The following is a 22060-nucleotide window of genomic DNA, read 5'->3' as shown; positions in this document are numbered from 1 at the left end:
GTACTTGTTAACCGCGGGCGGTTAACAAGTACTCACGGGTGCGTCAGCGCACGACCGGCAGCGACACCCGGCTGGGGTACCGCGCCCCCGTGTGCACGTGCTGGTGGGCGATCACGAATTCGTCCGATTCGTAGGCGGATTCGCCGGTGTTGAGGTTGCGGTCCCAGCGGGGATGGTTGCTGGACGTCACCTGGACGCGGATCCGCTCACCGGGCTGGAACGTGACGGCCGTGGACCACAGGTCGATCGCGTACTCGTACACCTTCCCGGGCTCGAGCAGGCTCGGCTCGGCGGACGTGTAGGTTCCGGGCGTCCGGTAGGAGTCGCGGTAACGGGCCCGCACCATGCCGTCGGTGAGGGTGATCGACGTGCCGTCCGCGGTGACGCGGCACAGCCTGACGACGAAGTCGGTGTCGACGGCACTCGACGACGCGAACAGCGTCGCGGACACCTGGCCGATCACGGTCAACGGTTCGGTGAGGACCTCGCCGGTGAACACGAGGACGTCGTCACGGGATTCGACCCGGCCCTGGTCCAGCGCACCGGGTGCGAAGGTTCCCGGCATCATCGTCGCCCCACCGACCGTCGGTACCGGATCCGCCGGGTCGTAGTCGTAGTCGACGCGTCCTTCCGTCCGTTCTGCCCCCGGGGCGAGGGTTCCGCCGGGGGCGAGGAACAGGTCGGCGGTGCGGGTGGGTTCCGGGAAGCGGTCGTACGTCCGCCACCGGTTCTCCCCCATCACGAAGATCCGGACCCGCGGCAGGTCGGGTTCCTCGTCGCCGAGCACCGCCGCGTACCACTGGGCGTGCACCGACGACAGGTCCTGACCCGAGTCGAGCACCGCCTGGTTGGCCGGGCTGCCGAACACCACCGACCCGCCGAGCCCGGAGAAGTTGGTGTGACTCCACGGGCCCAGAATCAGGTACGGCGCGGGGGCCGCTCCGGAATCGCTGTGGGCGAGTTGGCCGAAGTACTGGTCGAGGGTGCTGTTGACGAAGATGTCGTACCACCCGCCGATGTGCAGCGTGGGGAGGTCGACGGCCCGCCCGCTCGCACTGTCCCACAGGTCGCGGCTGGGGTGGTCGATCGCGAATCCGAGCGATTCGACGATCGGCGACGCGAAGAACGCGGGGGCATCGACGGCCAGGTCGCGCAGGGGCAGGCTGTCGAAGTACGCGTCATCGGACATCGCCCGATCGATCCGCGACCACGACGCCCATTCGCGTTCTGCGCGTGCGGGATCCGTGCGGGACAGTTTCGTGATCTCCGCCGGTCCTGCCGACAGGTGCCCCCATCCGAGCCGGGCGCCGAATTCGACCGCGCCCCCGCGCACGAGACCGCCGGACCGCGCGTTGCCGCCTGCCGAGATTCCCGGGGCGATGCCACGCAGGGCGGGCGGCTTCTCCTGGGCTGCGCGCCACTGCGTTTCGGCGAAGTACGACCGTCCCCACATGCCGACGACTCCGGACGAGTACGGCAGTTCGGCGGCCCACTGCACGGTGTCGTAGCCGTCCGGGCCTTCGTTCTCGGACGGCACGAAGTCGCCGTCGGAGCCGAACCGGCCGCGGACGTCCTGCATGATCACCACGAAACCGCCGGCGGCGACCGTGGTGGGGTTTAGGTAGCCGGAGTTGACGGACAGGTCGCGGCCGTACGGGGTGCGGGTGAGCAGCACCGGGAAGCGGCCACTGGCATTCGGGCGGTAGACGGTCGAGCGGAGGACGACGCCGTCCCGCATCGTCGCTTCGACGTCGTTCTCGATCAGTACATCGTGTTTCACAGGGTGGGTCGCTTTCGACGGGAGGTGGGTCATCGGCCGAGGTCGGTGGTGCTGGTCCGGTAGGTTTCGCGGACCGTGAGGGTGGTGAGGGCGCTGACCAGGCAGCAGCCCGCGGTGAACGCGGCCACGGGTATCCAGCCGTTCGGTCCGGGCCGGACCAGGGTCGCGGCGATGGTGGGGGCGAAACCGGTGGCCACCAGGGCCAGCTGCCCGGAGATCGCCATGCCCGAGTACCGGATGCGCGTCTCGAACATCTCGGCGTACAGCGCGGGGCCGACGGCGTTGACGAGCGAATAGCCGACCACCATCACGATGCACGCGGTGATCAGGATCAGGGCGGTCGAACGCTGGCTGATCGCCCAGAAGAACCCGGAGACGGAGACCGCGCAGACGAGGTTGCCGGTGATGAAGACCGGTTTGCGGCCGATCCGGTCGGCGAGGATCCCGGCGGCAGGTTGCGCGACGAGGGCGAGCGCGGCGGTGAGGACGGTGGCTCCCACCATGACGGTGCGGGACACACCGGCTTCGTGGGTGCCCCACGACAGGGCGAAGGCGCTGAAGATGGTGGACACCACCGCGAACAGTCCGCAGCCCACTACCCGCAGCACGCTCGGCCAGTGGTCGCGGAAGATCACCTTCGCCGGCATCTCCTTCGGCCCGTCGGTGGACACGGCCTCCTCGAACACCTCGCTCTCGGGCAGCATCCGGCGGATCACGAGACCCGCGAGTGCGACGAACATGCTGAGCAGGAACGGGATACGCCATCCCCAGTCGAGGAAGGCGTCCTCGGGCAGCCCGGAGAACACGAGGACCACGAGCGACGCCAGCAGCATGCCGGCAGCCGCACCGGTGTTCACCCAGCTCGCCGCGAGCGCGCGGCGGCCAGCGGGTGCGTGTTCGAGGGCCAGCGAAGCCGCTCCCGCCGATTCCCCCGCCGCCGACGCGCCCTGGACGGCCCGGAGCAGGACCAGCAGGATCGGCGCGGCGACGCCGATCGCCCCGTAGGTGGGCAGGCAGCCGATGAGCGCCGTGGCCACGCCCATCATCACGAGCGTCACCACCAGCATCCGCTTGCGTCCGAGCGTGTCCCCGAAGTGCCCGAAGACGAGGGCCGCGAGCGGCCGGACGACGTACCCGATCCCGATGGTCGCCATCGACACGATGGTTCCCCAGAACGAACCGAGGTCCGGAAAGAACAGGGTGTTGAACGCGAGCGCGGAGAAGGAGGCGTAGATGAAGAAGTCGTAGTACTCGAGGGTGCTGCCCACGAAGGAGGCCAGGGCGGCCCGGCGCGCGTGGGGCGACCGGGCGTTCGCGTCGGCGCGTACGGCGCGGCCGTCGAATGTGGAAGTCATGTGGTTCCTACCTGAAAGTGAAGGGCTTCCGGGAGTTCGGAGAGGCCTCGAGGTGGGTGCGACACCGGGGACCGGGAGTTGTCCAGGTCACATCTGTTGCCGCCGAGGGAGACTCTGCCAAAGAAACCGATCACCGTCCAAGAGCAGTATCGGCAGTGATTGATAACCGATCTTTATTATTCGTCGGAGACGGCGCTCGGCGTCGGCAGCACCTCGGCGGCGAGGTCGAGAACCGTCTGCACGACCGGTGACACGGGACGGTCCGACCAGGCCAGCGCCGCCCGGACCTCGAATCGCCCGGCGTCGAGGGGAATCAGCACTACCCGATTGGGATACGTCTGCACGTCGCCGGGCACGAGCGCGACGCCGACCCCTGCCGCGACGAGGGCGGTCAGGACGATGCCGTCGGTGGTCTCCTGCACGATGTTCGGCGTGAACCCGGCATCCCGGCACGCGGCGAGCAGATCCCGGCGGAGCGTGGATCCGGTGGCGGCGGGGTTCGCGACGAACGTTTCCTCCCGCAGCTCCGCGAGGTCGATCGACTTCCGTTCGGCGAGTGGGTGATCGCTCGGGAGCAGCGCGCTGAGGTACTCCACCGAGATCTGCCGCGTGAGCACGTGGGGGTGCGAGACCGCGTCGGAGACGATCCCGAGGTCCAGTTGCCCCTCCCAGATCTCGTCGAGGATCTGCCCACTCACCGTCGCCCCCTCGAGGACGAGGTCGATCAGGGGGTACCGGCGGCGCACCGACCTTGCCAGAGAGGACAATTCGGTCTGCCCGTAGGCCCCGCTGAAGCCGACCCGGACGCGCCCCTCGACCTCCGGATCCGCGATCACCGCGGCATCGACGGCGCGGTCGATCCCGGCGAGGGCGTCCTTGCACGGCTGCAGGAAGCGCTCGCCCGCCGCGGTGAGCCGGACCGAGCGCGTGGTGCGGTCGAACAGTTTCACGCCGAGACGCTTCTCGAGTTGCTGCACCTGCTGGCTCACCGCCGGTTGCGCGATGTGCAGCGTCTCCGCGGCCCGGCCGTAGTTGAGTTCCTCGGCGACTGCGACGAACGACTTCATCCAGCGGATTTCCACGGCCGGTCAGTCCACCACGAACGCCGTGAGGAGCACCTCGCCGGGCGGGGCCGGGGCGAGCAGGTCGGTCATCGCGCCCTACTCGGGAAGTGCGGGAAAGGCGATGCTCTGCAACGTGTCCCGCATCTGATTCACGACCGATTCGGGGATGCCCTCGAAATAGCGCCCGTGGGCGGCGTCGACCCGAGCCTTGGCGTCGTCGCGGAGCCGCCTGCCCTCGTCGGTCGCGGCGATCAGTTTGTTGCGGCGGTCGGAGGGGTCGAGGGTGCGCACGACGAGTCCGCGTTCCTCGAGTTCGTCGACGAGCCCCACGATCTGGCTGGGGTCGAGGCCCATGGTGGCGGCCACCCCGCGCTGGTTGACGCCCTCGGCCTGCTCACACGCGAGGACCAGCACCGAGTAGGACCGCACCCGCAGCCCGGTGGGAACGAGGGCCTTGTTCACCGAGCCCAGCACCATTCCGCCGACGCGGGAGAGCAGGAACCCGATGTCGTCCGATAACGCCTGCGTCTCTGCCATGCGACGACCCCCTTCCGATGAGTGTCGCTAGAGTAGCAGATCTTAATGATTGACTTTCTCAATCATCAATGATTACGTGTGATTCAGCGAACACGACCTCAGGAGAATCAGACATGGACCTCACCGACAAAGTCGCCGTCGTCACCGGCAGCGGACAGGGCCTCGGGCTCGCCTACGCCAAGGACCTGGCCCGCCACGGCGCCGCGGTCGTGATCAACGACGTCAACCAGGCCACCGCCGACGCCGCCGTCGCCGACATCACCGCCGCGGGCGGCCGCGCCGTCGCCGTCGTCGCCCCGGTCGGCAGCACCGAGACCGCCCGGGCCCTCGTCACGGGCGCGGTCGACGCGTTCGGGCGCCTCGACGTCATGGTCACCAACGCCGGCATCCTCCGCGACACGGTGCTGTGGAAGATGACCGACGACGACTTCGATGCCGTCGTCGGCGTGCACCTGCGCGGCACGTTCACGTGTGTCCGGGAGGCGGTCCTCCGGTTCCGCGAACAGGGCGACGGTGGTCGCATCGTCTGCATCGGCTCCCCCGCCGGCCAGCGCGGCAATTTCGGGCAGACCAACTACTCGGGCGCCAAGGCCGGCATCGTCGGCATGGTCCGCACGTGGGCGCTCGAACTCCGGCGCGCCGGCATCACCGCCAACGCCGTCTGCCCCGTCGCCGCGACCGCCATGACCGAGACCGTCCCGTTCCTCGCCCCCTACATCGAGGGCATGAAGAACGGCGAACCGCTGCCCGCCATCATCCGTCGCGAGGTCGGCCTGGGCACCCCCGACGACGCCGCGGGCATCATCTCGTTCCTCGCCTCCGACGCCGCGGCCGACATCACCGGACAGGCGTTCGCCGTCGGCGGCGACCGGCTCGCACTCTGGTCGCACCCCGTACTCACCGCCGTCGAGTATTCCGACGGCGGCTGGTCGGCGGACGACATCGCCGCCCAGTGGCCCCGGACGTTCGGCGAGTCGGTGCAGTCCGTCGGCGAGGAGTTCCCCGAGGAGTTGATGGCGAAATGAGCCGCTACGAGTACGGCATCGACTTCGACACGATCGACGCCATCGACATCCACACCCACGTCGAGATCGACGGCTGCGGACACCGGTCCCTCGACGACGAGCTGATGGCCGCCTCGGAGAAGTACTTCAAGTCCGGCGAGGAACGCACCCCGACCATCGACGCGATCGCCGACCACTACCGCGCCCGCAACATGGCCGCGGTCGTGTTCACCGTCGATGCCGCCTCGGCCAGCGGACACTCCGCCAACTCCGTCGAGGAGATCGCCGAGGGCGCGGCCCGCCACAACGACGTCCTCATCCCGTTCGGATCCGTCGACCCCTGGCAGGGCAAGGCCGCCGTCCGCCGCGTCCACCGCCTCGTCGACGACTACGGCGTCAAGGGCTTCAAATTCCACCCCAGCATGCAGGGCTTCGAACCGAACGACCGCCGGTTCTACCCGCTGTACGAGGCCATCACCGAGGCCGGCGTCCCCGCCCTGTTCCACACCGGGCAGACCGGCATCGGCGCCGGACTGCCCGGCGGTCACGGCATCAAACTGCGCTACTCCGACCCAATGCTCCTCGACGATGTCGCCGCCGACTTCCCCGACCTCACCGTGATCATGGCCCACCCCGCCGTCCCGTGGGTCGACGCGCAGATCTCCATCGCCACACACAAGGCCAACGTCTACATCGACCTGTCCGGATGGTCGCCGAAGTACTTCCCGCCGCAGCTGGTCAAGGCCGCCAACAGCATGCTCCGCGGCAAGGTGCTGTTCGGGTCCGACTTCCCCGTCATCCAGGTCGACCGCTGGATCACGGACTTCGAGAACCTCGACATCAAGCCGGAGGTCGCGCCGCTGATCTTCAAACAGAACGCCCTGCGTGTTCTCGGTATCAAAGACTAGGAGCCCTGACATGAGCACCACCGCCACCACCACCCGGGTCGCCACCCTCGCCGACCTCGCCGCACTCGAGGGCACGCCGCTGGGCACCAGCTCGTGGATCGACATCCCGCAGCAGCGGATCGACACGTTCGCCGACGCCACCGACGACCACCAGTGGATCCACGTCGACCCCGAACGCGCCCGGGCCGAGAGCCCGTTCGGCGGACCCATCGCCCACGGGTACCTCACGTTGTCGCTGATCATCCCCATGTGGGACGAGATCCTGACCGTCGACAGCGTGACCATGGCCGTCAACTACGGGCTGAACAAGGTCCGGTTCACCAGCCCCGTGCCCGCCGAGGGACGCGTCCGGCTCAGCGCGACGCTGCAGTCCGTCGAGGACTTGCCCAAGGGCGGCGTCCAGGTGACCGTCGCGGGGCAGATCGAACTCGAGGGCAGCGAGCGGCCCGCGGTAGTCGTCGAGGCCGTGTACCGCTTCTTCGAGTGACCCAGCTGTGAGTACTTGTTAACCGCCCGACGTTAACAAGTACGCACGGGTGCCGGAGGCGCACCACTACTCGGGCGCCTGGTCGTCAGGCTCGACCTGCTCCTCCTGCTCGCGCTCGGACGCGTTGCCGGCGATTCCCTTCGCCTCGCGTTCGGCCGCCAGCCGGTCTTCCATGTCGTCGACGAGGTCTGCGATCCGCTGGTGTTCGGGGAGCTGATCGTGTCGATCCGGATTCGCCTTCATCACGCTCCTTCCGCCGGGTGCGATGTGCCGCAACCTGCGACTCCTGGGCGCACAATTCGAACTGTACGCCGCGGGCCCGGCGGAAGCGGGCATTCGTGGCGGTACGAACTGGACGGCCGTCTTTCGCAAATTCGAACCTACGGCGAAACCCGTTGCCGAACAGCATCTTACGGCCCACAAATCCCCCAATGCCGCACTGCGCAACATCATTTCGGGTTCGACGCGGACACCTTCACCGCGACGAGCGGGCGATGAATTCGATGCACAATCGACACCGTCTCGCGAGTACCCGCAGCCGGCACCTCGTACTCTGGACCGGTACCGCCCGAAGGAGGACCGATATGCCAGCAGTCACCACACCTCACGTCTACGTTCATCGCGCCGGCGATCGGCTGAAAACCAAGATTTCCTGGTTGGATTCGAAGCACTCGTTCTCCTTCGGCCAGCACTACGACCCCGACAACACGCACCACGGACTGCTCCTCGTCAACAACGACGACACCGTGCTCCCCGGTCAGGGATTCGACACCCATCCACACAAGGACATGGAGATCGTCACCTGGGTGCTGCGCGGCTCGCTCGTCCACCAGGACTCGATCGGCCACTCCGGCATCATCTATCCCGGCCTTGCGCAACGCATGAGCGCAGGCAAGGGCATCATGCATTCCGAGAAGAACGACAGCTGGCGCCTCGCCGGCGAGCAGCACCACGAGCCGGTGCATTTCGTCCAGATGTGGGTGGTACCCGACGAACCCGGACTCGCGCCAAGCTACGAACAACTCGAGATCGAGGACGAGATCCTCACAGGCGGGCTGGTGCCCGTTGCGTCCGGAATGCCGGAATACAAGGACAATTCGGCGATCCGGATCAACAACAAGCACGCGGCGCTGCATGTCGCGCGACTCTTCCCCGGCGCACCGGTGACCCTTCCCGAAGCGCCGTTCCTCCACGTGTTCGTCGCCCGGGGCACCGCGGAGATGGAGGGTGTCGGCACTCTGTACGAGGGCGACGCCGTCCGGTTGAGCGCCTCCGGTGGCCAGCAGCTCTCCTCCCACTCCGGCGCCGAGGTGCTCGTCTGGGAGATGCACGCCCGCCTCGGCGGCTGAGTTCCCAGCGGGTTCACAGCCGGGCGGAACGCCGCGCGCAGGTTCGTGCGCCACGATCGAGGCACAGCCCGATCATGGAGAGGTACCCATTGTGAACAAGGACGTCGAGAAGAGCCGGCTGCGCATCAGCCGCCGCCGCGCATTTGCGGTCGGGGGAACGGTGAGTCTGGGTGGGCTCATCGCCGCCTGCACCGGGAACGGGAGCAGCGGCACGTCGGCGCCGGCCACGTCGACCGCGGCCGCGTCGAGTGCGACGAGCGCCGACGCGGTGACGGCCCTGCTCGACCAGGCGCCGCAGTGCGTGATGGCCGTCGAGGAGACGCAGGGACCGTACTGGTTCGACGTCGACTCCATCCGCAGCGACATCCGCGAAGACCGGCCGGGAACGAACCTGCAGCTCGCACTGCGGGTGCAGGACCTGACGAACTGTTCCGCGGACGGCTCCGCCGCGGTCGTGAGCAACGCCGTCGTGGAGATCTGGCACTGCGACGCGGGCGGCGTGTACTCCGGCTTCGAGTCGGGCTCGAAGGCGGCGGACCTCGGCGGCAACGGCCCGCCCGCCGGAGCACCGCCGGCAGGCGGGCCCGGCGACGGTGGCCAGCCCCCGGCCGGAGGTCCGGGTGGTCCGGGTGGTGCGGGCCAAGGCGGTCCCGGCGGCGACATGTCCGGCGGCTCGGGTGAGACGTCCGACGGGTCCTACAGCGTCGGCGACAGCGAGGCCACCACCACGGACGACGGCATGTACCTTCGCGGCGCCCAGACGACGGACGCGAACGGCATCGCCCAGTTCACGACCATCTTCCCCGGCTGGTACACCGGCCGGACCACGCACATCCATCTCAAGGTGCACATCGACAAGAAGACGGTGCTCACCACCCAGCTGTACTTCGACGAGGCACTGCTCGACGAGGTGTACGCGACCGCGCCGTACTCCGACCACACCGGACGGGAGAACAACGTGACCAACGCCACGGACGGCATCTACGACGCCGCCGGCCTGCTGACCGTCGCCACGCAGTCGGACGGCTACCTCGCGGCGATCAACCTCGGCATCGACGTCTGACCGCTCCCCGGTCCTGTGTTTCGCCCTGAGCGCAGTGGTGGACCTGTCGACGCGGAACGGTGTAAGGATGGAACGCATGACCACGGCTCAGCGCTCCGGCATCGACCTCACCCACCTCGACCGCGACACCCGCGCCCAGGACGACCTCTTCGTCCACGTGAACGGCAAGTGGATCGACGACTACGAGATTCCCGCGGACCGGGCGATCGACGGCGCGTTCCGCACGCTCTACGACAAGGCCGAGGTCGACGTCCAGACCATCATCGAGGAGGCGGCGGACTCCGGCGCGGCCCCGGGGACCGACGCGCAGCGCATCGGCGATCTGTACGGCAGCTTCATGGACGCGGATGTCGTGGAGGCGGCGGGGCTCGCACCGATCGCCCGGGAACTCGCCGACGTGGCCTCGGCCACCGACCGCTCCGCCCTCGCCGCCGTCATCGGCCGCCTGCAGCGCACGGGGGTCGGCGGCGCCGTCGGTCACTACGTCGACACGGACGCCAAGAACTCCGCGCGCTACCTCGTCCACTTCAGCCAGGCCGGCATCGGGCTGCCCGACGAGTCGTATTACCGCCAGGACGATCACGCGGAGATCCGCGCGGCGTACGTGGAACACATCGCGAAGATGTTCGCCCTCGCCGGTGTCGACTACGACGCGCAGCGGGTGTTCGCCCTGGAAACGAAGATCGCGGCAGGCCATTGGGACGTCGTGAAGCGCCGCGACGCCGAGCTGAGCTACAACCTGCTCACCCTCGACCAGCTGCCCGCCGGCCTGGACTGGTCTTCGTGGATCGGCGCGCTCGGCGGCACGTCGGAGCAGTTCGCCGAGATCGTGGTCCGCCAGCCCGACTACCTCACCACCCTGACCGGGCTGTGGACGTCCGAGGACTTCGACGACTGGAAGGCGTGGGCGACGTGGAACGTCATCCGCTCCCGCGCCCCGTATCTCACGCAGGCGCTGGTGGAGGAGAATTTCGCGTTCTACGGGAAGACGCTGACCGGCGCCGAGGAGATTCGTGAGCGCTGGAAGCGCGGCGTGTCCCTGGTCCAGGATCTGCTGGGCGAGGCCGTCGGCAAGCTGTACGTCGAGCGGCACTTCCCGGCGGACGCGAAGGCCCGCATGCAGGAACTCGTCGCGAACCTGCAGGAGGCGTACCGGCGCAACATCTCCGACCTGGACTGGATGAGCCCGCAGACTCGGCAGGCCGCGCTCCGCAAGCTGGAGAAGTTCACGCCGAAGATCGGGTACCCCGACAAGTGGCGCGACTACTCGGCCGTCACCATCTCCCGCGACGACCTGGTCGGCAACTACCGCAGCGGCTACGCGGCGGAGTACGACCGCGATCTCGCGAAGCTCGGTGGCCCGGTCGACCGGGACGAGTGGTTCATGACGCCGCAGACGGTCAACGCCTACTACAACCCGGGCATGAACGAAATCGTCTTCCCCGCAGCCATTCTGCAGCCGCCGTTCTTCGACGCCGCGGCCGACGACGCCGCCAACTACGGTGGGATCGGTGCGGTCATCGGTCACGAGATCGGCCACGGCTTCGACGATCAGGGCGCCAAGTACGACGGCGACGGCAACATGATCGACTGGTGGACCGACGACGACCGGACCGAGTTCGGCAAGCGCACGAAGGCGCTGATCGAGCAGTACAACGCGTTCGAGCCGAAGGCGCTGCCCGGGCACACGGTGAACGGCGAGTTCACGATCGGGGAGAACATCGGCGACCTCGGTGGCCTGTCCATCGCCATCGCCGCGTACCGGATCGCGACGGACGGGTCCGAGCCGGAGGTCCTCGACGGCCTGACCGGGATCCAGCGGGTGTTCTTCGGCTGGGCGCAGGTGTGGCGCACCAAGGCCCGGGACGCGGAGGCGCTCCGCCGGCTGGCCGTCGACCCGCACTCGCCGCCGGAGTTCCGCTGCAACGGCGTGATCCGCAACCTGGACACGTTCCACGACGCGTTCGACGTCCAGCCGGGTGACGCCCTGTATCTGGATCCGGAGGAGCGCGTCAAGATCTGGTAGCGCGGTTACCGCAGACGGTCGCCCGTCGCCGCGGAGAAGAAGTACACCTCGCCGGGCTTCGGCTGCAGGTGCAACCTCTCCCCCGCGGTGACGGTGCGGGTGCGGTCGACCCGCACCACCACCTTCCCGGACGTGCCGGACGCGTACACGAACGACTCGGCACCGAGTTCCTCGAGAAGGTCGGTCTCGACGGTGTACGAGTCCTTGCGCCACGACCCGACGAGCGTCCACGACTCCGGGCGCACTCCGACGATCACGGAGCCGTCCCCGATCACCGAGTGCGGCACGGGAATACGCAGGTCGCCCAGTTCGGCGACACCGTCCCGGATCGGGGTGTCCATGAGGTTCATGCCCGGGGAGCCGATGAACCCGGCGACGAACGTGTTGACCGGGTTGTCGTACAGATCGCGTGGCCGGGCGACCTGCTGGAGGCGGCCGGCCTGCATGACCGCCACCCGGTCGCCCATCGTCATGGCCTCCACCTGGTCGTGGGTGACGTACACGGTGGTCGTGCCGAGCCTGCGCTGCAGCCCCGCGATCTGCGAGCGGGTGCTCACCCGCAGTGTGGCGTCGAGGTTGCTCAGCGGTTCGTCCATGCAGAACACCTTGGGGTGCCGCACGATGGCGCGGCCCATCGCGACCCGTTGACGTTGCCCGCCGGACAGTTTCGCCGGTTTGCGACCGAGCAGCGGTTCGAGTTCGAGCATCCGCGCCGCTTCCAGCACCCGCGCGGTGCGTTCCGCCTTTCCGACGCCGGCGTTGCGGAGCGCGAACCCCATGTTGTCGGCGACGGTCATGTTCGGGTACAGCGCGTAACTCTGGAACACCATGGCCACGTCCCGCGCCCGGGGCGGCAGCGCGGTGACGTCGGCGCCGCCGATCTCGATGCGGCCGGCCTCGACGGCTTCGAGGCCGGCCAGCATCCGCAGGCTCGTCGACTTACCGCACCCGGACGGACCCACGAGGACGAGGAACTCGCCGTCCTCGATATCGAGGTCCAGCCGATCGACCGCGGGTCGGTCGGCTCCGGAATAGCGGTGGGTGACACCCGCGAACTGCACGTTGGCCATGGATGTACCTTCTCCTCCTACTGGGGCAGTTTGGGGGTGATCTGGCGGTCGACGATCTGCTGGAGTTGCTCCCCGACACCGGCGAAGGTCGTTGCCACGTCCGCGTTCTGCAAGGCGATCTGTTCCAGTCCGGTGCCGATGATCTGGTCGCCGCCGGGCACGAACACCCGGGCGTAGTCCTGCGATCGGGTCTTCGCGAGTTGGTCGACGGCGGTGCGCGCGTTGGGGTTCGCGTCCAGGTACGCCTTCATGCCCGGGTCCTCGACCGCGGATTTGCGGACCGGCATGTACCCGACGTTCTGCGAGAAGTACGCGGTGTTCTCGCCGTTGGTCACGAAGTCGATGAACGTGAGCGCGTTCTTCTTCCGCTCGTCGGAGATTCGCGCCGGAATCGCGAGGCCCGCGCCGCCGGTCGGGCAGCCCGGCGCATCCGACGCGGGGAGGAAGGCGGTGCCGAAGTCGAACGCGGCCGACGTGGTGATCCCCGACAGGTCGCCGGTCGAGGCGATCGTCGACGCGAGGATGCCCGCCCCGAACTCGTTGGCGATGTCGCTCGACACGGCCGCGTATTTCTTCGTGTGGATCATGTCCTTCAGGAAGGTGCCCGCGGCGAGTGTCTTCTCGTCGCCGAACTTCAGGTCCCACTGGTCCGAGTACGCCCCGCCGAACGTCCAGACCGGTCCCTCGAACGTCCAGCCGAGGTAGTTCTTGGCGTCGCCCCAGCCGTGGGCCAGCTTGCCGCCGCCGATCACCCGCTGCAGTTCGGGACCCCATTCGTCGAACTCCCGCCAGGTGGCGGGACCGCGGTCGGGCAGGCCGGCCTGCGCCCAGACCTGCTTGTTGTAGTAGAACAGCGGCGTCGACCGCGCGTACGGGAGGGCGTAGTGCTTCCCCTGGAACAGGTAGTCGGCGAGCAGCGAGTCGACGTAATCGGAGGTGTCGACCCCCACCTCACCGAACAGTCCGTCGAGCGGTTCGACGGCACCGGTCAGGGCGTAGTTGAACCACCACACGTCGGACAGCACCACGACGTCGGGCAGTGCGCCGCCCGACAGCGCCGCGTTGAACTTCTGCGACACCTCCTCGTAGTTCTTCCCGGCGTCCACGAGGTCGACGGTGAGGCCGGGGTGCGTCGCCTGGAAGCGGTTGATCAGTTCACGTTCGACGTCTTGGGACTTGCCCGGGTGGTTGGACCAGAACGTGATGGTGTTCGGGTTCCCCGCCGCCCCGGACGCCGCCGACGAGCCCGAACCCGAGCCCGCGCAGGCCGTGAGCGCGGCGCCGGCTGCCACCGCGCCCGCGAGTCCGAGGAATCCCCGGCGATTCATCCGATTCATGTCTCTCCTCGTGTCCGCTATCCCTTGACCGCACCCGACGTGAGGCCCTTGATCATGTGCCGTTGCAGCACAAGGAAGACCGCGAGGATCGGCAGCATCGTGAGCACCGTCCCCGCCATGACCGGACCCCAGTCGGTGAGCCCGTCGTTGTTCTGCAGTTGGGTCAGCCCGATCGGCAGCGGCGCGACGGACGCGTCGTCGGCCATCAGGAACGGCCACAGGTACTCGTTCCATTCGGTGACGACGGTGATGATCGCGAACGCCACCATGGTGGGGCCGGACACCGGTAGAACCACCCGCCACAGCAGCCGGAAGTGGCCGGCGCCGTCCATCCGGGCGGCCTCGATGATCTCGGTGGGTATCGACAGGAAGTGGTTGCGCATCAGGAACGTTCCGAACGCGACGCCCGCGAGCGGAACGATGATGCCGTGGAAACTGTTCCGCCAACCCCATTCGGCGACGAGGGCGTAATTCGAGATGACGGTGATCTGGTTGGGCACCATCAACGCGGCGATGATGCCGAGGAATACGACGTTCTTGCCGGGGAACCGCAGGAACACCAGACCGTAGGCGCTGAGGACGCCGAGTGTGAACTTCACGGCGGACAGCACTCCGGTGATGATCACCGAGTTGCGCAGGAACGTCCGGAACGGCACCGACGTGGTGGCCTCCGCATAGTTCTCGGGGTGAAAGGTCCCGGGCCACCACGTGACCGGAAGGGTGTAGATGTCGGGGCGATCCTTGAACGACGTCATCAGGATCCAGTACAGCGGCAGGGCCACCGTCACCAGCACGGCCACCATCGCGGCGTAGCCCAGCGCCGTCACGAGCGCTTCCCGCCGGCGATGATCGCGGGCCGCGTCCGCCGCCGGCGGTGCCTCCGTGCCGCGCCGCTCGCGCACGGCTCCCGCGGTCACCGGCCGTCCCCGCGATCCATGATCCGCACCTGGTAGACGGTGATTCCGAGCAGCACCAGGAACATGATCGTGGCGACGGTGGCGCCGTACCCGGCCCGGAAGTTGCGGAACGACTCGTTGTAGACCTGGTAGACCATCGTGGTGGTGCCGGTGTCGAGCGGACCGCCCCTGGTCATCACGTTGATGATGTCGAACACCTGAAGCGAGCCCAGCATCACCGTGATCGAGAGGAAGTAGGTGGTCGGACGCAACTGCGGGAGAACGACCCGGCGGAACGTCGTCCACCCGCTCGCCCCGTCGATCTCCGCGGCCTCCGCCAGTTCACGCCGCGTACCCTGCAGTGCCGCAAGGTAGATCACGAACGTGTAGCCGAGGTTCTTCCACACGTAGGTGACCGTGACCATGACCAGCGCCCAGTGCGGATCCTGGTAGAAGTCGGGCACGGAGTCGACCCCGACGCGGTGCAGGAGGTCCTGGATCAGCCCGAACCGCGGGTCGAACACGAATTGGAACGCCACCCCGATCGCGGCGCCGGAGATGACGAACGGCGCGAAGATCGCCGAGCGAACAAGATTGCGCCCGTGCAGCTTACGGTCCAGCAGCACGGCGAGCGCGAGACCGGCGACCATCGATCCCACCACGGTCGCGGCCGTGAACACGACGGTATTGCCGACGATCTGCCAGGTGTCGGGGCGGCCCCACCACTCGCGGTAGTTGCCCAGGCCGACGAACGTGGCGGCGGGATCGGCGATGTTCCAGTCGAAGAACGACAGCCGGATGTTGTCGACCAGCGGGCGGTAGGTGAACAGGACGAGCAGAACCAGATTGGGGCCCACCAGCGCCGCGAACAGCGCGTAGTCCCGCCACGGACGCCCGAGGAACCCCTGCTTTCCCGGCGACGGCAGGGTTCGTTCCGGACCAGATCTCACTGCGGCAGTCTGACGACCGATGACGAATAGCCGGTAAATTGCCGTAGCCCGCACATTGAACTGTGCGGGCTACGGGAAGACGTGGTCGGAGCAGAGTCAGCGGTTCCAGTCGCCGAGACCGTCGGAGCCGTTCAGCGTGCCGCCCGCGGTGTTCTGCACGACGACGGCGTCACCCTTCTTCGAGTTCTCGTAGAACCACTTGGCGTCCTCGGTGCTGACGTTGAGGCAGCCGTGGCTGACGTTCGTGTTGCCCTGAGCGTCCACCGACCACGGCGCGGCGTGGACGAAGATGCCGCTGTACGACATGCGGGTGGCGTACTCGACGTACGTGCGGTAGCCCTCGGCGGAGTCGACCGGGACCCCGTACGTGGAGGAGTCCATGTACATGTCACGGAACTTGTCGCCGATGATGTACGTGCCGTTCGGCGTCTCGTGATCGACCTTGCCCATCGACGTCGGCATGGTCTTGACCACTTCGCCGTTGCGGGTGACGGTGATCTGCTTGGTGTTGTCGTCGGCGGTCGCGACGAACGCGTCACCGATGGTGAACGTGGAGTGCGCGTCGCCGGCGTCCACCGTGACCTCGGTGTTCGCGGGCCAGAACTCGGTGGGCTTCCAGCGCACCTGGCTGTCGTTGATCCAGTAGAACCCACCCTCGACCGGCTGGCTTGTGGTGACCTTGATGGCCTTCTCGGCGGCGGCGCGGTCGCCGATGGCCTCGTCGAAGCGGATGATCACCGGTTGCGCGACACCCACGACCTCGCCCGCACCCGGGTTGAGGGACGGGGCCGAGAAGTTCGCAGGCGCCGGCGCCGGTTCGGGCGGCGGGAGCTGCGGCGCGCCGGGCACGCCGGGCAGGGTGGGAAGACTGGGAATCTCCGGTCCACCGGGAAAGAGCGGCGCGGCCTGTGCGGCCCCGACCAGCGCAGTTCCGGAGACGACGGCCCCGGTCAGTGCGACAGCGACGCGTGACGACCAGATTCCTGACTTGCCCATATGACCACTCTCGTTCGACGACGTGTACAACGCGCGTCCCCGACGGACCTATCAATCGCGCACTGCCATTAACACACATCATCCGGCCGCGAGCAATTTGCCCGCAATCGTTGCCGCTCCGCGGCCTGTGGGCAGTCGGTGTCACCGAGTGGTCAAGAAGCGCTCACGATCAGGTCTCGGCGCGGGCGGCGGCGAGCATGCTCTCGATGGTGATCAGCTTCGTACGGGTGCGGCCCGCCGCCCTGCCCGCGGCACGCTCGGTCTTGTCGATCCGCTGCCAGCCCTGGAAGTCGACGGCGTCCGGGGCGCGCTCGGCGATCAGCCGGTCGAGACCCTCCCGGTCGGCCGGGGCGTCGAGACGGCCGGCGGAGAAGTCGTCGATGAGCATCCTGACCGTCTCCGCGGAGCAGTACTTGTTGGTGCCGATCACACCCGTCGGCCCGCGCTTGATCCAGCCCGCCACGTACACGCCGGGTACCGGCGCACCGGTCTCCGGATCGATCACCCGCCCGTTCTCGTTGGGGATGACGCCGCGCCGGTCGTCGAACGGGATGCCGGCCACCGGCTGACCGCGGTAGCCGATCGAGCGAAGCACCAGGCCGGTGTCCAGCGTCGAGGTGTCGTCGGACGGTTTGGCGCCGAGCCTGCCCGACGCGTCCGCCACCATCTCGTTCTTCGCGATGCGCACCGATTCGACGGCGCCGGTGCCGAGAATTTCCACGGGCGAGGTCAGGAAGCGCAGCACGATCCGCTTCTTCGCCGGATCGGCGGTGCGCCGGGCGAACTCCTCGACCTGGCGCACCTTGTGTCGCTGCCACGGCTCCGCGTCGTCGCCGTCGACGAATGCACGGCTCGCCGGGTCCAGCACGGCCTCCTCGGGGTCGACGACGATGTCCACGTTCGGCATGCGCCCGAGCGCCAGGAGTTCGGGATTGGTGTACGCGGCCTGGGCGGGGCCCCGACGGCCGAGGATCACGACCTCGCGGATGTTGCTCGCCCGCAGCGCCTCGAGGGCGTGGTCGGCGAGATCCGTCGTGGCCAGGATCTCGGGGTCGGTGACGAGGATGCGGGCGACGTCGAGTGCCACGTTGCCGTTGCCGACGATGACGGCCCGCTCCCCCGACAGATCGAACGTGCGGTCGGCGTAGTCGGGATGACCGTTGTACCAGGCCACGAACTCGGTGGCGGCGTGGCTCCCGGCGAGATTCTCGCCGGGAATGCCCAGTTCGCGGTCGCCTGCCGCGCCGACCGCGTAGATAACGGCGTGGTGGTGCGCGAGCAGTTCCTCGTGGGTCACATCCGTGCCCACGGTCACGTTGAAGTGGCAGTGCACCGTCCGCTTACCCACCACCGAACGGAACTGGTCCGTGACGCCCTTGGTGCCCGGATGATCCGGGGCGACGCCGGCACGCACCAGCCCGTACGGGGTGGGCAGACGGTCGAAGATGTCGACCTCGACGCGGGGCTTCGCCGTCAGTTCCATCGCGGCGTAGCAAGCGGCCGGGCCCGACCCGACGACCGCGACGTGGAGCGTGCCGAGGGCTGCGTCGATCTGCGGCAGCTTGAGCGGCTCGGGCCAGTCGGGGCCGATCGGGTGCTTGGTGTAGTACTGCGCGTTGATGTCGAGATACGGCTCGTCGACCTCGTCGAGGTCGTTCTCCGCGTAGATGGCCTCCACCGGGCACTCCTCGACGCAGGCCCCGCAATCGATGCAGGTGTCCGGGTCGATGTACAGCATTTCCGTGCTCGCGAACGGCTTCTCGTCCGGTGTGGGATGGATGCAGTTGACCGGACAGACGTCGACGCACGACGCGTCGTTGCAGCACGGCTGCGTGATCACATATGCCACGGTTCTCCCCTACCTGAGTACGCGCAGTCCGACGTCGAGATGTGACCCCAGATTATAACGTGTTCCACTTTTGTGCGAGAACCGTGCGCAGGGTCAGACTGCGTCGCCCGGCTCCACCCGGAATCCGACCTTCACCGTGACCTGGTAGTGCGCGATGGCGCCGTTCTCGACGTGGCCCCTGGTCTCGACGACCTCGAACCACTCGACGTTGCGCACCGTCTCGTTGGTCCGCGCGATGGCGTTCTTGATGGCCTGATCGGTGCTGTCGCTCGACGAACCGACGACCTCGACAACTCGGTACACGTGATCACTCATCAGGATTCCTTTCGTGGGTTACTTGCCGTTCCGGACGATCGCCTGTGCCTCGATACCGAGCCGGGCCAGACGAAGATCACCGAGAGCCGTGAGGGAACTGCCGAGGCGGTTGGTGACGAACCCCAGGGACAGCCCGCTGTCGAGGTCCGCGTAGGCGCCGGACCCGCCGACCCCGTAGTGCCCGATCGCGTTCCGTGGCTGTTCCCGGGACACGAGGATCGGCCGGTGGTAGCCGAGCGACCACAGCGGCCGGATACCGAGGACGTAGTCGCGGTCGCGGGTCTGCACCTCCGACATCCGCGCGATGGTGGACTTGCGCAGGAACCGGCGTCCGTCCAGCTTGCCCCCGTTCGCGATGGCGCCGTACATTCGCGCGAGCGCCCGCGCGCTGAACACGCCGTTCCAGCCGGGCATCACCGCGTCGTGGACCGCCGGGTTCCGCACCAGCGCGTCGAATCCCTGCGGCATCGCCGCCTCGGCCAGCCCGCGGGTGGGGCCGACGAGCGAGAGCACGTTCGAGGTGAGCTCCCAGTTGAGTCCGGCCGGGTTGATGTGCGGGAACAGCTTCGCGATCCGTGGACGGTGCTGTCCGGGAACCTGATACCAGAAGTCGTCGACACCGAGTGGTCCCGCGATTTCGTCCTGCACGACCTGGACGAACGGTTTTCCGGTGACGCGGGCGATCAGTTCGGCCACCAGCCACCCGTAGGTGACGGCGTGATACCCGGGGCCGCGCAGCCTGCGCGGATCCGCGGGGGCCGCCGCGAGCGCCTCCACGACGGCGTCGTACTCGAGGAGATCGAGCGGGCTCCGCATCAGCCCCCGAACCTTGTGCAGTCCGGCCCGGTGGGTGAGGACGTCGCGGACGGTGATGTCGTCCTTGCCCGCCGCACCGAATTCGGGCCAGTAGCGGGCCACGGGCGCGTCGTAGTCGATCAGCCGGCGTTCGGCGAGCCGGTGGACGACGGTGCTGGCCACACCTTTTCCGGTCGAGAAGGACAGTGCGACGGTGTCGCGGTCCCACCGGCGGTCGCGGTCTGCCCAGCCGGCCCAGATGTCGAGGACCTTTTCGCCCCGGAAGTATGCGGTGAGCGCCCCGCCGCCGTGCTGAGGCTGCCGGTACATCGCGAAGAATCGGTCGGCGAGCGGCAGGAACCGCGGATCGACGTGCAGTTCCGTCCGTGGCACGGACGCGGGCCTGGAAACTCGAACGCTGGTCGTCATCGACCACCTCCGATCTCGCTGCCGTAAGTCCTACGGCAGGTGCGTCAGCCCATTGTGACTACCGTCACCATACGACGCGGACCGGGGTGCCGTTCAGGGAAGCCGCCACACTGTTACGCCGTCGCTCAGACACGCTTGACCTGCAAGGAAATTGATGGCCAGCGACGGGCCTGCCGCGCACACCACGCCTTTGGCCGGATCCGCGACGAGCGCCTGCCCTCCGGGACCGCTCAGCACCAGCGCCGGGCCGACGCTGTCGACCGTTCCGATGGCGACGCTCTCGGGCCCGACCGCGACCGCCGCGACGGCGCCGCGGCGCGCCTCTGCCGCGCCGACACCACCGCCCAGACCGGCGCCGAGCGCCGCGCCCGCGTGGGCCGCGTCGGCGAACCCGACACCGTCGGTGCCGAACGCCGCCGAATTGCTGCTGGTGTCGGCGTTGGCCCCGCACGCGGTGCGGTCGACGACCGTCGTGTCACCCCTGCCGGGCGGTGACACACAGGAGAGGGAGACGGCCGACGCGGTGGCCGGCGCGATCATCAGAGTCCCGAGCGCCGTCGCGACGACACCGAGGACGATTCCGAAAGTACCGACCGTCGTACGTTCCATGGCGACCTCACATTGTTCCCGACCCGACCGTCCCGAGCCTACGTGAGCGCCGGCTATTTGCGGTCTCGGTCCCGACTCGGTTGCACCCGCTTGGGTTCCCCCGGCATCTTGGGGTAATTGGGTGGGTACGGGAGATCGCCGAGGCCGTTCGCGGTGTCCCGTTCCGCCATTTCCAGCAGCACGTCGAGGGAGTGCGCCACGTCACCCATGGTCGCCATGGGGTCGCCGCGTTTCTCGAGCAGCGCGGGCACCGTCGCGATGGTGAAGTCGTCGGGGTGGACGTCGACGAGTTCCTCCCACGTGACCGGCGTCGACACGGTCGCGATCGGCGTCTTGCGGGCCGAATAGGCGGACGCGATCGTCTTGTCCCGGGCGTTCTGGTTGAAGTCGAGGAAGATGCGTTCGCCGCGTTCCTCCTTCCACCAGGACGTGGTGGCCCGGTCGCCGCTGCGCCGCTCGACCTCCCGCGCCAGGGCGATGCCCGCCCGCCGCACCTCGACGAAGTCCCACCGCGGCGCGATGCGGAGGTACACGTGCAGGCCACGGCCGCCCGAGGTCTTGGGGTAGCCGATCAGACCGAGTTCGTCCAGCAGCGGCCGGAGCACGTCCAGCGCGACCGCCCGGGCGTCGTCGAATCCGGTGCCGGGCTGCGGGTCCAGGTCGATGCGCAGTTCGTCGGGGTGATCGACGTCGGGGCACCGCACCGCCCACGGGTGGAACGTGATGTTGCCGAGGTTCGCCGCCCACACGATGTTCGCGGCGTTGCGCACCCGGAGCACGTCCGCCGTGCGGCCGGACGGGAACGTGACCTCGCACGAGTCGACGTGGTCGGGGCGCTTCGCGGGCACCCGCTTCTGGTAGATCTCCTCGCCCTCGACCCCGTCCGGGAACCGTTGCAGGTGCGTCGGCCGATCGAACAGGGCGCCCAGCAGCGCACCGCCCAGCGCCACCGTCCGGTAGTACTCCACCAGGTGCCGTTTCGTGCCGCCGTCGGCACCGAGCTTCGGGTAGTAGATCTTGTCGGGACTCGACAGCCGCACGGCGACGCCGTCGACATCGAGTTCTTCGGCAGAACTCGCCATCTAGGAACCTCCGGCCAGGACGTCGGCAAGGTCGTATCGCACCGGGACCTCCAATTGTTGGAACGTGCACTCGTCGGGCGTCCGGTCCGGGCGCCAGCGCAGGAACCGCGCGGCGTGCCGGAACCGGGCACCCTCCATCTGGTCGTACGCCACCTCGAC

Annotated in this window: 21 protein-coding genes and 1 pseudogene; 6 read left to right on the top strand and 16 right to left on the bottom strand. The window is 68.2% G+C overall.

Annotation, left to right across the window (positions count from 1 at the left end):
- Positions 1–43: 43 nt before the first annotated feature.
- From ACFTZB_RS24805 to couR, 4 genes are all read right to left on the bottom strand, one after another.
- On the bottom strand, positions 44–1813 hold the full coding sequence (locus tag ACFTZB_RS24805) for a CocE/NonD family hydrolase (RefSeq protein ID WP_378435008.1): 1770 nt from the start codon (positions 1811–1813) through the stop codon (positions 44–46).
- Positions 1810–3135, bottom strand: a complete 1326-nt coding sequence (locus tag ACFTZB_RS24800; protein ID WP_378435006.1) for an MFS transporter — start codon at positions 3133–3135, stop codon at positions 1810–1812. Before ACFTZB_RS24800 ends, ACFTZB_RS24805 begins: the two co-directional genes overlap by 4 nt.
- Before the next feature lie 176 nt (positions 3136–3311).
- Positions 3312–4217: a LysR family transcriptional regulator gene (locus ACFTZB_RS24795; protein WP_378435004.1), complete on the bottom strand. Its 906-nt coding sequence runs from the start codon at positions 4215–4217 to the stop codon at positions 3312–3314.
- A 78-nt stretch (positions 4218–4295) separates the two neighbouring features.
- A complete protein-coding gene (gene couR, locus ACFTZB_RS24790; RefSeq protein WP_378435002.1) occupies positions 4296–4736 on the bottom strand; it encodes a MarR family transcriptional repressor CouR in 441 nt (146 codons plus the stop codon).
- Positions 4737–4849: 113 nt separating this feature from the next.
- On the opposite strand from couR, the gene couN reads away from it, so the two are divergent.
- Genes couN through couM form a run of 3 tightly spaced genes read left to right on the top strand, consistent with a single transcriptional unit; the run spans position 4850 to position 7135 of the window.
- On the top strand, positions 4850–5761 hold the full coding sequence (gene couN, locus ACFTZB_RS24785; protein ID WP_378435000.1) for a 4-hydroxyphenyl-beta-hydroxyacyl-CoA dehydrogenase: 912 nt from the start codon (positions 4850–4852) through the stop codon (positions 5759–5761).
- Positions 5758–6648, top strand: coding sequence for a 4-hydroxyphenyl-beta-ketoacyl-CoA hydrolase (couO, locus tag ACFTZB_RS24780; protein WP_378434998.1), 891 nt, complete (start codon positions 5758–5760; stop codon positions 6646–6648). Before couN ends, couO begins: the two co-directional genes overlap by 4 nt.
- Before the next feature lie 10 nt (positions 6649–6658).
- Positions 6659–7135 (top strand): p-hydroxycinnamoyl-CoA hydratase, encoded by a 477-nt coding sequence (gene couM / locus ACFTZB_RS24775; protein WP_378434996.1) that lies wholly within the window; start codon positions 6659–6661, stop codon positions 7133–7135.
- 66 nt (positions 7136–7201) lie between these two features.
- Here couM and ACFTZB_RS24770 read toward each other — a convergent pair whose 3' ends face one another.
- Positions 7202–7378, bottom strand: coding sequence for a hypothetical protein (locus tag ACFTZB_RS24770; protein WP_378434994.1), 177 nt, complete (start codon positions 7376–7378; stop codon positions 7202–7204).
- Positions 7379–7719: 341 nt separating this feature from the next.
- On the opposite strand from ACFTZB_RS24770, the gene ACFTZB_RS24765 reads away from it, so the two are divergent.
- The 3 genes from ACFTZB_RS24765 (at position 7720) to ACFTZB_RS24755 (ending at position 11573) form a co-directional block, all read left to right on the top strand.
- Entirely contained in the window at positions 7720–8484 is a 765-nt protein-coding gene (locus ACFTZB_RS24765; protein WP_378434992.1) for a pirin family protein, read from the top strand.
- A gap of 91 nt (positions 8485–8575) precedes the next feature.
- A complete protein-coding gene (locus tag ACFTZB_RS24760) occupies positions 8576–9547 on the top strand; it encodes an intradiol ring-cleavage dioxygenase (RefSeq protein ID WP_378434990.1) in 972 nt (323 codons plus the stop codon).
- Positions 9548–9623: 76 nt separating this feature from the next.
- A complete protein-coding gene (locus tag ACFTZB_RS24755) occupies positions 9624–11573 on the top strand; it encodes a M13 family metallopeptidase (RefSeq protein ID WP_378434988.1) in 1950 nt (649 codons plus the stop codon).
- Between the two features lie 5 nt (positions 11574–11578).
- Here the strand turns inward: ACFTZB_RS24755 and ACFTZB_RS24750 are convergent, their stop codons facing one another.
- The 11 genes and pseudogenes from ACFTZB_RS24750 to ACFTZB_RS24700 form a co-directional block, all read right to left on the bottom strand.
- On the bottom strand, positions 11579–12643 hold the full coding sequence (locus ACFTZB_RS24750; protein ID WP_378434987.1) for an ABC transporter ATP-binding protein: 1065 nt from the start codon (positions 12641–12643) through the stop codon (positions 11579–11581).
- Between the two features lie 17 nt (positions 12644–12660).
- The gene (locus ACFTZB_RS24745) at positions 12661–13980 is read right to left on the bottom strand and encodes an ABC transporter substrate-binding protein (RefSeq protein WP_378434985.1); all 1320 of its coding nucleotides are present in this window, start codon (positions 13978–13980) and stop codon (positions 12661–12663) included.
- A 17-nt stretch (positions 13981–13997) separates the two neighbouring features.
- Entirely contained in the window at positions 13998–14897 is a 900-nt protein-coding gene (locus tag ACFTZB_RS24740) for a carbohydrate ABC transporter permease (protein ID WP_378434983.1), read from the bottom strand.
- A complete protein-coding gene (locus ACFTZB_RS24735) occupies positions 14894–15802 on the bottom strand; it encodes a carbohydrate ABC transporter permease (RefSeq protein ID WP_378435010.1) in 909 nt (302 codons plus the stop codon). Before ACFTZB_RS24735 ends, ACFTZB_RS24740 begins: the two co-directional genes overlap by 4 nt.
- Positions 15803–15922: 120 nt before the next feature.
- Positions 15923–16822, bottom strand: a complete 900-nt coding sequence (locus ACFTZB_RS24730) for an Ig-like domain-containing protein (RefSeq protein ID WP_378434981.1) — start codon at positions 16820–16822, stop codon at positions 15923–15925.
- A 169-nt stretch (positions 16823–16991) separates the two neighbouring features.
- Positions 16992–18671: an FAD-dependent oxidoreductase gene (locus tag ACFTZB_RS24725; protein ID WP_378434979.1), complete on the bottom strand. Its 1680-nt coding sequence runs from the start codon at positions 18669–18671 to the stop codon at positions 16992–16994.
- Between the two features lie 93 nt (positions 18672–18764).
- The gene (locus tag ACFTZB_RS24720; protein WP_378434977.1) at positions 18765–18986 is read right to left on the bottom strand and encodes a dodecin; all 222 of its coding nucleotides are present in this window, start codon (positions 18984–18986) and stop codon (positions 18765–18767) included.
- Positions 18987–19004: 18 nt separating this feature from the next.
- Positions 19005–20210: a serine hydrolase domain-containing protein gene (locus ACFTZB_RS24715; RefSeq protein ID WP_378434975.1), complete on the bottom strand. Its 1206-nt coding sequence runs from the start codon at positions 20208–20210 to the stop codon at positions 19005–19007.
- Positions 20211–20303: 93 nt separating this feature from the next.
- Positions 20304–20819, bottom strand: coding sequence for a DUF6764 family protein (locus ACFTZB_RS24710; protein WP_378434973.1), 516 nt, complete (start codon positions 20817–20819; stop codon positions 20304–20306).
- A 53-nt stretch (positions 20820–20872) separates the two neighbouring features.
- A complete protein-coding gene (locus ACFTZB_RS24705; RefSeq protein ID WP_378434971.1) occupies positions 20873–21901 on the bottom strand; it encodes a DNA polymerase domain-containing protein in 1029 nt (342 codons plus the stop codon).
- Positions 21902–22060: pseudogene (locus ACFTZB_RS24700) on the bottom strand (ATP-dependent DNA ligase); the annotation flags it as partial.

It is taken from the genome of Rhodococcus sp. NPDC057014 (assembly GCF_042673295.1).
In the GTDB taxonomy this organism is placed as follows: domain Bacteria; phylum Actinomycetota; class Actinomycetes; order Mycobacteriales; family Mycobacteriaceae; genus Rhodococcus_F.
Note: the sequence above shows the minus strand (reverse complement) of the source record. Positions and strands in the feature narration are given on the sequence as shown.